Origin of the sequence: Streptomyces sp. NPDC058195, from assembly GCF_042883525.1 — a bacterium.
In the GTDB taxonomy this organism is placed as follows: domain Bacteria; phylum Actinomycetota; class Actinomycetes; order Streptomycetales; family Streptomycetaceae; genus Streptomyces.
Genome location: NZ_JBHVVM010000056.1, coordinates 1 through 10,709, shown reverse-complemented (window position 1 = coordinate 10,709; position 10,709 = coordinate 1). Strand labels below are relative to the sequence as shown.

General features: G+C 71.1%; 7 protein-coding genes. 2 read left to right on the top strand and 5 right to left on the bottom strand.

Going from position 1 to position 10,709, the window contains the following annotated elements:
- Nucleotides 1-115 precede the first annotated feature (115 nt).
- Nucleotides 116-1,468: an MFS transporter gene (locus ACFVWY_RS35135; RefSeq protein ID WP_389878984.1), complete on the bottom strand. Its 1,353-nt coding sequence runs from the start codon at nt 1,466-1,468 to the stop codon at nt 116-118.
- Nucleotides 1,469-1,935: 467 nt separating this feature from the next.
- Between ACFVWY_RS35135 and ACFVWY_RS35130 the strand changes: the two genes are divergently transcribed.
- Nucleotides 1,936-2,094, top strand: a complete 159-nt coding sequence (locus ACFVWY_RS35130; protein ID WP_389878983.1) for a hypothetical protein — start codon at nt 1,936-1,938, stop codon at nt 2,092-2,094.
- 659 nt (nt 2,095-2,753) lie between these two features.
- Here ACFVWY_RS35130 and ACFVWY_RS35125 read toward each other — a convergent pair.
- From ACFVWY_RS35125 to ACFVWY_RS35110, 4 genes are all read right to left on the bottom strand, one after another.
- Entirely contained in the window at nt 2,754-3,527 is a 774-nt protein-coding gene (locus tag ACFVWY_RS35125) for a LuxR family transcriptional regulator (RefSeq protein ID WP_389878982.1), read from the bottom strand.
- Between the two features lie 141 nt (nt 3,528-3,668).
- Nucleotides 3,669-4,481, bottom strand: coding sequence for a DNA-binding response regulator (locus ACFVWY_RS35120; protein WP_389878981.1), 813 nt, complete (start codon nt 4,479-4,481; stop codon nt 3,669-3,671).
- Nucleotides 4,482-4,954: 473 nt separating this feature from the next.
- The gene (locus ACFVWY_RS35115; RefSeq protein ID WP_389878980.1) at nt 4,955-5,446 is read right to left on the bottom strand and encodes a hypothetical protein; all 492 of its coding nucleotides are present in this window, start codon (nt 5,444-5,446) and stop codon (nt 4,955-4,957) included.
- Entirely contained in the window at nt 5,443-6,219 is a 777-nt protein-coding gene (locus tag ACFVWY_RS35110; RefSeq protein WP_389878979.1) for an SGNH/GDSL hydrolase family protein, read from the bottom strand. The genes ACFVWY_RS35115 and ACFVWY_RS35110 overlap by 4 nt, the downstream gene beginning before the upstream one ends.
- A gap of 319 nt (nt 6,220-6,538) precedes the next feature.
- Between ACFVWY_RS35110 and ACFVWY_RS35105 the strand changes: the two genes are divergently transcribed.
- Nucleotides 6,539-10,709: type I polyketide synthase (locus ACFVWY_RS35105; protein ID WP_389878978.1), on the top strand; the 4,171-nt coding region annotated here is incomplete at its 3' end.

Here is a 10,709-nt window from a genome sequence, read left to right as displayed (position 1 = left end):
CTGCGCCCCGGCGGTCCCCGACCCGACCCCCGGCCCGGTTTCGCTATTCACCCGCGGGCCCCGCGGGGGTGCCCCCCCGTCCCCGCGGGGCGGCCCCACCCCGGCGGGGCGAAGGTCACCCGGCCTTTTCCTGCAGGTCCGCCGCGGAAACGGGTGCGGGCATGCGCCAGGCCACGACCGCACCGGTCACGAGCGCCACGGCGGCCAGCAGCGTGGCGACCAGGAACGGATCGAGGGAGTGCAGGCTCGGAGCGAACCCGACCCCCACGCAGACCGCTACCCCGGTCGCACCGCCCAGCTGGTCAGCCGCGCGCTGGACGCCCGACGCGATCCCGGCGTCGTCCTCGGTGACGCCGCTGACCGCGACGTATTGCAGCCCCACGATGCCGAACCCCATCCCGGCCGCGATCAGGAACATGGCCGGGATCAACGCGACCCCGCCTGCCCCCAAGGCCGAGACGAGCGCGATCACGGCCATCGCGGCCGCGGTGAACCCGATCCCGGAAAGCACACACGCACGTGCTCCCCAGCGGTCCAGCAGACGAGGCACGAGCATGGAGAACACGATCAGTGAGACCGCCAGAGGCAGCATCGTCAGGCCCGCGCCGAGCGGGCCGATGCCCAACCGGTCCTGCAGATAGAAGGTGAACAGCAGGAACGAGGTCGACAGCGCCCCGCTCAGCAGCATCGTGGTCAGGTTGGCCGTCACACGCGGGCGGTGGGAAAAGAAGTGCAACGGCAGCAGCGGGTTGCGCGAGCGTGCCTCGACCCGCACGAACCCGGCCCCGGCGGCCACCGCCCCGGCCAGCTCCCCCAGGACCGCCCATGCGGGCGTTCCGGGTTCACCGGCCTCGACCACGCCGAGGATGAACAGCAGCGGGCAGGCGGTCAGCAACAGCGCGCCGGGAAGGTCCGGCCGCGGGGCGTCCTTGGCCACGGGCCGGTCCCCCTCGGCCAGGAAGACGGCTGCCAGCAGCACGACCAGGATGAACGGGACCGAGACCAGGAAGATCCACCGCCATCCGAGGTGAGCGGTGATGATTCCGGACAGGACGAATCCGAGCACGAGACCGCAGCTGGCCACCGCCGCCCACACGCTCAGGGCCCGCGACCGGCGCGTACCTTCGGGGAACATCAGGACGATGGTGGCCATTGCAGCGGGCAGCGCGATGGCCTCACCGGCACCCTGCAACAGGCGCGCGACCACCAGCAGCGCAAACGTGGGGGCCAGGCCCGCCAGCAGCGACGCCGCGCCGAACAGGCCGGTGCCGAGCAGCAGCACGCGCCGCCGTCCGAGCAGGTCGCCCAGCCGGCCACCGAGCATCAGCAGCCCGCCACCGGCGACCGTGTACCCGACCACGACCCAGGTCAGAGCGTGCCCGTCAACGCCGAAGTCAGCGCCGATCGAGGGCAGGGCGATGGTGACCACCGTCACGTCGACCGCGATGAAGAACTGAAGCATGGACACCGCGCACAGCATCAGCCACGCGCGTGCCGGGGACGGGCTGTGCCCGTGGGAAGGAAGGATGCCTGGAAGCATCAGGTGCTCCGTCGCTCAGAAGAAGTTCTGAGCAGCACAAACGTGCCGCTCCGGTCTGATCGCGAAGCGGCTGGACGTCCAGGAGAAGTGTGTGAGCCGAACGTCCCGCCGCTAGCGGGGCGTCCTGGTCACTGCGGCGCAAGCGGCCGCACACGAAGCAGCAGACATGCCGTGAACGCTACCAGGGCGAAGACGCCCAGCTCATCGCATCGCATCGGCTTCGTGATGAGGTCACCGCCGGGCCAGGCACCGGCAGTGACGCTGAGCACTGAGCACTGAGCATCGAGGTTCCTGTCGGCCAGCGGTGGTTGCACCGCACGGGATGATCGCCGATCAAGCACGACCTGTAGGGTGCCGCCACAGGATGTGGCGGACCGGCACCCGAGGAAGCAGACGTGGACGACGAGGAGCGGATCGCGCGAGGAGTGGCCCAGGGCATGGCCCGGCACGAGGCCGCACGGGCGGACGCACGAGGCAGGCAACTACTCGGCTGCCTCCTGATGCTCGCACTCTTCGTCGGCGGCTTCGTCGTGCTCGTCACCTACGGCGGCTGAGCAACCTGGTGGGGGCTCAGGCGCCCGGCTGGTGCGTGATGACCGTATGCCCTCTCGGTGCCCCTCACCCATCGGGCCCGAGGCCGCGAAGGACGCGATCACCGCCACCCTCACGACGCTGTCCGAGCAACTACGCAGGTCCCTGACACGGGACTGGGCACGGAACTGCCGGCACGGAACTGGCCCACCATGCCCAACTCCGCGTCGATGCCAGGCTCCAGGTCTACTTCGCCGACCCGCACAGCCCCTGGCAACGAAGGGCCAACGAACACACGAACGGTCTGCTGCGGCAGCATTCTCCGAAGGGCACGGACCTGTCGCGCTGGTGCGCCGACGAACTCCAGGCCACCGCCTTCCCCCTCAGCAACACACCTTGGTGGAATCCCTCAACGAGCATCTCCCCTCACTCCAGGAAGCTGGGGTTGTGACGACCGGTCGGGCCCAAGGAATGAGCATCCCGGCAACTTCGGCAGAGAGTCAGCGAGTTGAGGAACCGGCTGAGCACGGGCCGGACTGGGAGAAGCTTCGACACCGCGGCTGCGGAGAGCTTCTGGGCCGTGTTCAAAGAAGAGACCGGTACCCGCTTCCGGCCCGGCCGGGCCACCGCCCGCGCCGACATCTTCGACTTCGTCGCGACCTCAGGACAGGTCCGCGGAGGTTCAGGTCTGCGATCCGGCCGATGCCGTGAGGAATCCCAGCTGGGCCGCTCGGGCACCGGCCTGGCTACGGGAACTGGCCCCGAGGGCCGCCATGATCTCGGCGACGTGCCGCCCGTACGTACGCACCGACATCTCCAGTTCACGGGCGGCAGCCTCGTCGGTGACCCCGCGCTGGAGAGCGCCCAGGATTCTCCTGGCGAGCGCGGTCCGTTCGCCGAACACGAGGTTGTCACTGGCCGGGGTCGCCCCGCTCCACACGCCGCGGAACAGGGTGCGCATGGCGTGCACGACCTCGGGGGCGCGGATCAGCGAGACCCTGCCGCCGCCCGCCGGTCCGGCGACCACCAGGGCCGTCCGGCCGTCGACGACGAGCGCCTGCAGGGGCGGCACGGCGGCGACCCGGATCTCCACGGGGTTCTCGCTGCGCGCCTGATCCCGGAGGAAGTCTCCGTCGAGCCTGCTCGGCACGGCCAGCAGACGGACCGCCACGCCTGCCGCGGCCCGGCGCAGATCGTGCTCCGCCCAGGACAGGCGGGCGGCCTGGGCAGAGATGTTCGGGCCGCGGGCGTGGACCATGTCGATGCTGTCCGTGGCACCTTCAATGAGCGCGCGGGCCGTGTCGAGGACATCGGTGCACGTGCCGTCGAGCCGGGTGATCAGTTGTTCCTTGACGCTGCGGTCCCGGTGGAGGGCTATGGAGAGCTCAATGAGCGCCTGCACCTCCAGCAGGCCCCGCTCGAGCTCATCCCTGGGTTGTACGGGCAGGTCGCTCACGCTTTCTCGCTTTCCGTGCGGCCCGGTGAGGCCGTGGGAGGACGTACTGGGAGGACGTACAGGGACGCGGAGAGGGGGGAGAAGGAAGACCGGGAGGGGGCTGGGCCGGGGCCAGGGCCAGGGTGGCCGGAGCCGGGGCGATCAGGCGGAGAGCAGGCCGAACTCGATGGCGCGCACCCCGACCTGGAACCGGGACCTGGCGTCGAGCTCCCGCATGATGTCGGCGACGTACCGGCGGTACGTGCGCAGCGAAACGGCCAGGTCACGGGCGGCGGCCTCGTCGGTGTTTCCGGAGCAGAGCTGCCGCAGCACGTCGCGGCCCAGCTCGGAGCGGAGTCGCGGGCCGAAGTGGCGGTGGTCGTTCAGCCTCGGCCGCCCGGCCCAGACGCACGCGAACAGCAGCTCCAGGGCCTGGACGGTGCCGACGTCGCCGATCACCGCGGCGGCCCGCCCGCCTTCCGCCGCCTCGTTCCCCACGGGCGCGCCGCAGACCACGGCGGCGGTGCCGTCCACGACAAGCGCGGGCTGCAGTTCGCCGTCGGTGACGCGGATCTCGGTACGCGGCCGCTTCTGGAACCGGCCCAGCTGGTCGGCGTGAACGTCTGCGGCCGCGCCGGTGCACAGCACGCGCACGGCCGGGCCGGGCCGAGCCCGGTCCAAGTGGTCGAGTACCGCGTCGGTGAGTTCCCCCGCCTCGGCCAGGGCGACGGCGATGTCCCGCTCGCCCTTGTCCAGCGCCTGGGCCACCGCGTCGGCCAGCTCACTGCGGCCGGTGTGCGTGACCGGAGCGGGACCGGCCGACCCGGCGGGATCCCGCATGGACATCGAGAGCGTGGATTCGATCAGCTCCCGCCCCCGGGAGAGCACGTCCTGTAGCCGGAGGTCGGCGTCATGCCCCTCCGGCCCGCCGACATGCTCCGTGTGTATGTCAAACAGTTCCGCTGTCAATGCCATCGTGTGCCCCCCGCAACACGCGCAAATGATGACTGTCCTCAGCCCTGCGCAGGGTGCGAACTCCGCGCAGGCGGGCATTGCCGGTTCAGCTGTCCCACGGACCTTCGCATGCCGGTCCGTGTGCGAACGGAACCTTCGACTCACTCGATAAAAACTCTGGCAATGCTTGAGAACGAGCCCGATATTATGGACGACCTCCTAGGTCGTCAACTCGCGTCCAGAAACGCTCCGTGCTCGATGCGACCAGCTGCCACCTGCAGCTTTTCTGGACGCATGACAAGGCAACCACCTTGCGGTGAAGCGTCGTTGGTGGAGCATCACACACCATCGGGCTAATGGAAAGGTGTAACAGTCCGGCGACGGAAACCCCCTTCGTCCGCCCGTCACCCTCGGCTTCCCGGCTTTCTGCCGCCGTGTGCCGCAGGGCCGCGCGGGGCCGGACCGGGACCGCTCACACCGGACTGCCGGACCGCTCAGTCCGACGGGCGCTCGGCCCGCTCGGCCCGCTCAGCCCTCTCCCGGACCCTTGCCAGCAGCCTCCGCACCACCTTCTCATGCGCACCCGACTCGATAACCAGCAGCCGGTACACGAAGCCGAGCGGCCCCGGGAACACCGCGTACGTACCTGCTGTCAGCACCGTCCCCGGACCGTCCAGCTCCGGCTCGAGTGCGACCGTCAGGGTGTATCGCGAGAGGAAGTGGCGGCCCGTGAGGGCCGCCCGCCGACCCGGCACCGACTCCACCACGCGCATGCCGGGCAGGGTCGAGCCGAGTTCCAGCGGGGGCCCCGAGGCTGTCGCAGGCTCCGCGCGCACCAGGCGTGCGTACGCCTCGCTGCCGCCGCCGCGCTTGCGCCCGACCGTCTCGGCCAGGGTCTGCCAGACCTGTCCGGCATCCGCCGCGACCAGCACCCGGTGCTCGTCCACGAACGGCAGCCCCGCCAGCGGGGCCCGTTCGCCGCTCACAGCGCCACCTTCCCGGCGACCACGCGCGCCCACTCGCTATACCCCTGGGCGGAAGGGTGGAACCGGTCACGGGCGAAGAAGTCCGGACCCATCGGCAGCACGTTCGTGGAACCGATCCACGTCACCCCCGGGGTCTCGGCGCACACCCGCTGCGCGACCTCGTCCAAGGCCGTCGCCCGCTCTCCCAGGTAGCGGCCCATCGCCTTCGGGACGGACGGGAACTCCGCGAACGGCGGAATCCCGGTCACCAGCACCTGGTCGGCCCGCTGCGCGAGCTCCCCGACCACGGCCTCCAGATCGTCGCCCCAGTCCTGCGGGCTGCGCCGGGTCAGCACGTCGTTGACTCCGGCCAGCAGCGCCACGACGTGGAGTCCCGAATCCACCTCGGGCACCAGGCGGTAGCGGATGCGCCGTGCCGTGGCTCCGTGCCGGCCCCGCACCGTCCAGTCCACAGGACACCCGGCGCGCGCACTGAGCTCCCGCGCGAACTGCCCGGTGAAGCCGTCCTCGTGACTCTCGACGCCGCAGCCAGCAGCCGTCGATTCGCCGACCACCGCTATCCGCAGCCGGTCGGCACCGGCCGCACCGCCGGTGGCGCCGCCAGCGGCCGCACTCGCGCCGCTGGCCGCTGAAGCCTGGCCGGCGTCGGTCACCGCAAGGACCCCCACGTCGGCGGTCCCGGAGTCCGGCCCGCCTGCGGGCGGCAGCGTCTCGGTGGACATGCGCACGTACACCGCCTGCGCGGCAACGACGGGCATCAGCAAGGGGTTCATGATCGGTCCCTAGGAGAAGAGTTCGGGTGCCGCTCGGAATCCGGCACGGCCGTCCCAACCGTCCCAGCGCACCACGACAGTAATGTCCGCCGACTGAGCAGGCAACAAGAAACCAGTTCACCCACCTGGTTCCGCTCCGGCGCCGACGTGGACAGTTTCGGTCAGGGCATCGGGCCGGAGACCTCCTCGACACCTGTCCACCCCATTTCCGGTCACAGAACTTGGCAGCTTTCCGCCGCAACTGGCCAGTTGCGTCCCGGCCCTGTCTAGCCTCCCCACGACGACCGGCGAGAGCTGAGCAACAACGGGGGAAGCACATATGACGGGCGCAGATCGACACCGGACGGCGATCGTGGGCATCGCCTCCCGGCTGCCCAACGCAGCGGGGCCGGAAGAGTTCTGGCGTCTGCTGGCCGAAGGCCGCGACGCCATCCGCGACCGCGCTCCCGAGCGCCCGTACGGTCCCGCCCGAGGCGGATTCGTCGACGGCATCGAGGAGTTCGACGCCGAGTTCTTCCGGATGTCCCCCGGAGAGGCCGCGGACACCGACCCGCAGCAGCGCCTCGCCCTCGAACTCGCCTGGCAGGGGCTGGAGGACGCCCGGATCGCCCACGGCCCGTCCGGGGACGCGGGCCACGGCGGAGCCGCGGCCCCTGCGGACGCTGCCGGACGGATCGGCGTCTTCCTCGGTGTCATGGCCACCGACTACGCCGATCTCGTGGCCCGGGGCGACGACCGCGACATCACCCGCCACACCCTCACGGGCACCGGCCGCGCGATGATCGCCAACCGCATCTCACACACGCTGGGTCTGCACGGGCCCAGCATGACCGTGGACACGGGCCAGTCCTCCTCCCTCGTCGCCGTCCACCTCGCCTGCGAGAGCCTGCACCGCGGCGAGGCGGACACCGCGCTCGCGGGTGGAGTCCACCTCATCGTCAGTCCGCTCAGCACCGCGGTGGTCGAAGCTGCCGGAGCCCTTTCGCCCGACGCCACCAGCTACGTCTTCGACGAGCGCGCCAACGGATACGTCCGCGGCGAGGGCGGCGGCCTGGTCGTCCTCAAGCCGTACGAGCGCGCCGTCGCCGACGGCGACCGTGTGTACGCCGTCATCGAGGGCAGCGCCCTCGGCACCGGCACCGGCACCGGCGGCCTCACCGTCCCGAGCGCCTCCGCCCAGGCCCGCACGGCCAGCTCGGCCCTGGCCCGTGCGGGGATGGACCCCTCCGAGGTCCAGTACGTCGAACTGCACGGCACCGGAACCCGCGTCGGGGATCCGATCGAGGCGGCGGGCCTCGCCGAGGCGTACGGGCCCGGCACCGGACGCACCCTGCCGCTGGTGGTCGGCTCCGTGAAGACCAACATCGGCCACCTGGAAGGCGCCGCGGGCATCGCCGGTCTGATCAAGGCCGCACTGTGCGTGCACCACCGCTCCCTGGTCCCGAGCCTGAACCACGTCCGCCCCAACCCCGACATCCCCCTGGCCGACCTCGGCCTCCGGGTCGCCACGGCCACCGAACCCTGGCCCTCCACCGGGGCCCCGCGCATCGCCGCGGGCGTCACCTCGCTGGGCATCGGCGGCACCTGCTGCCACGTGGTCCTGACTGGTGCCCTTGGTACGGGACCGACCCGCCGGGAACTTCTGGCCGCACCGGCGGTTCCGGTGGTGGTGTCGGCGAAGTCCGGCCCCGCGCTGCGTGCGCAGGCGGAGCGGCTGCGGTCGCATCTGGTGCGGCGGCCCGAGGCGGGCCTGCTGGACACCGCGTTCTCCGCCGCGACCACACGCGCCCAGCTGGAGCACCGTGCGGTCGTCGTGGCCAGGGACCGGGAAGAGCTCCTCACCGGGCTCACCGCACTGGCCGCAGGTGAGCCCGCAGCCGGTGTCATCCAAGGCCGCCCCGTGAGCGGGAAGACGGCGTTCCTGTTCACCGGGCAGGGCGCCCAGCGCGCCCGCATGGGCCTCGAACTCGCCGCCGCCTACCCCGTGTTCGACACAGCACTCGACGAGGTATGCCGCGAGCTCGACCCGCTCCTGGGCCGCTCCCTGCGCGAGCTCCTGGCCGCCGAGGACGACACACTCAACGCCACCGAGTACACCCAGACCTCACTCTTCGCCATCGAGGTCGCCCTCTACCGGCTCGTCGAATCCCTCGGAATCCGCCCCGACTACCTCATCGGCCACTCCGTCGGTGAGATCGCCGCCGCCCACATCGCCGGTGTCCTCTCCCTGGCAGACGCGTGCACCCTGGTCGCCGCCCGCGGCCGCCTCATGGGCGCACTGCCCACCGGCGGCGGCATGGCCGCCATCCAGGCCGAAGAACCCGAAACCCTCGCGGCACTGGCCGGCTTCGAAGGCCGACTTGAGATCGCAGCCGTCAACGGACCCCGGTCCATCGTCGTCTCCGGCGACCTCGACGCACTCGACCAGTGGCTCCCCCGCTGGGACAAGCTCGGCCGCAAAACCACCCGCCTGCGCGTCAGCCACGCCTTCCACTCAGCCCGCATGGAACCCATGCTCGCTGAGTTCCGGAAGACCGCTGAAAGCCTCACCTTCAACCAGCCGAACATCACGGTCATCTCGAACGTGACCGGTGGCATCGTCACCGACGAACTCACCGACCCCGGCTACTGGGTCCAGCACGTCCGCGGCACCGTCCGCTACCACGACGGCATCCGCACCCTCCACCAGCAAGGCGTCACCCGCTACCTCGAACTCGGCCCCGACGCCATCCTCACCGCACTCACCCGCCAGAGCCTCGACAACGAAGACGAAAACGGCCTCCTCCTCACCCCCACCCTGCGCACCCGCCAGCCCGAAACCCACACCTTCGCCACCTTCCTCGGCCACGTCCACACCGCCGGAATCCCCATCAACTGGCAGACCTACTACGCCAACACCAGCGCCCGCACCACCAACCTCCCCACCTACGCCTTCCAGCGTGACCGCTTCCGCCTCGTGCGCGCCTCCGGGACCGGTGATCTGAAGGCAGCCGGGCTGGGGGAGATGGACCACCCTCTGCTCGCCGCCGCCGTCAAGGTCGGCGACCGCGACGAGTGGATCTTCACCGGCCGTGTCTCCGCCGAGTCGTTGCCCTGGCTGGCGGAGCACGTCATCGCCGGTCAGTGCCTGGTCCCGGGCGCCGCACTCCTGGACCTGGTTCTCGCTGCGGGCCGCGCGGCGGGATCGCCCGTCGTCGAGGAACTGGTCATCCAGGCCCCGCTGACGCTGCCCACCGACGCATCGGGCGTCCAGTTGCAGGTCACCCTGGGCTCTCCCGACGCAGAGGGGCGGCGCGAGGTCGCCGTCTACGGCCGGTCCACGGCGGAGACCATGTGCCATGCCCGGGGCTTCCTCACCAGCGCGGCGGCACCCTCCGACCTGGGCTGGGACGTGGCCGAGTGGCCTCCGGCGGGCACCGAGCCGATCAACGTCACGGACCTGTACGAGAGTCTCGGCGACGCCGGGTACGCGTACGGACCGGCCTTCCAGGGCGTACGCGCTGCCTGGCGGGACGAGCGGTACGTCTACACCGAACTCACGCCCTCCGAGGACTCGGCGGACCCGCGCTTCGTGTTGCACCCGGCTCTCCTCGACGCCGCGCTCCACGGCGGCCTCCGCACGGACCGTTCCGGCACGGCAGCGCCCGAGCTGCCCGCCACCTGGTGCGGAATCTCGGTCCGGCCTGGAGGCACGGCACCCGCACTGGCCAGGATCGAGCCCCAGGGCGAGGCCACCTTGCGGATCGACCTCGCCGACGGGAACGGACAACCGTGCGCCACCGTTCAGCGGGTCGTACTCAAAGCCGCCCCGCGTCGGCCGACGACGGACGCCCTGTACCGGGTGGAGTGGGTTCCGGCCGCCGCAGCGTCCGTTGCCGCTGCCCCGGTCCGGACCGAGCTCCTCGGCTGCGCCCACGCGGACCTGGCCTCGCTGGCCCAGGCGGTGGCCTCCGAAGCTGAACTGCCTGGGCTGGTCGTGGTCGAAGTCGTGCCGCACGCCACCCCGGGCGAGACCACCTTGTGGGTCCTGGCGCTGCTCCAGCAGTGGCTGGCGGCAGACGTGCTCGCTGACGCCCGCCTGGTCATCACCACCCGCAACGCCATCGCCACCGCCCACGGCGAATCCCCCGAGCTGACCCAGGCACCGGTCTGGGGCCTGGTCCGCAGCGCCCAGTCCGAACACCCCGACCGGTTCCTCCTCGTAGACACCGAGGACGACACCGACACCACAGGCATCGACTGGACCGCACTCGCGAACCTCGACGAACCCCAGCTCGCCATCCGCGCCAGCCGCACCCTGACCCCCCGCGTCACCACAGCCAAAACCACAACGACGACGGCGGAACCGCGCGCCCTGGACGTCAACGGGACCGTACTCATCACAGGAGGCACCGGCGGCCTCGGCGCCCTCTTCGCCAAGCACTACGCAAAGACGTACGGAGCCAAGCACCTCCTCCTGGTCAGCCGACGCGGCACCAACGCACCCGGCG

Coding starts and splice junctions, on each gene's coding strand:
- ACFVWY_RS35110 (WP_389878979.1), bottom strand. CDS start 6,219: ATGAACCCCTTGCTGATGCCCGTCGTTGCCGCGCAGGCGGTGTACGTG.
- ACFVWY_RS35120 (WP_389878981.1), bottom strand. CDS start 4,481: ATGGCATTGACAGCGGAACTGTTTGACATACACACGGAGCATGTCGGC.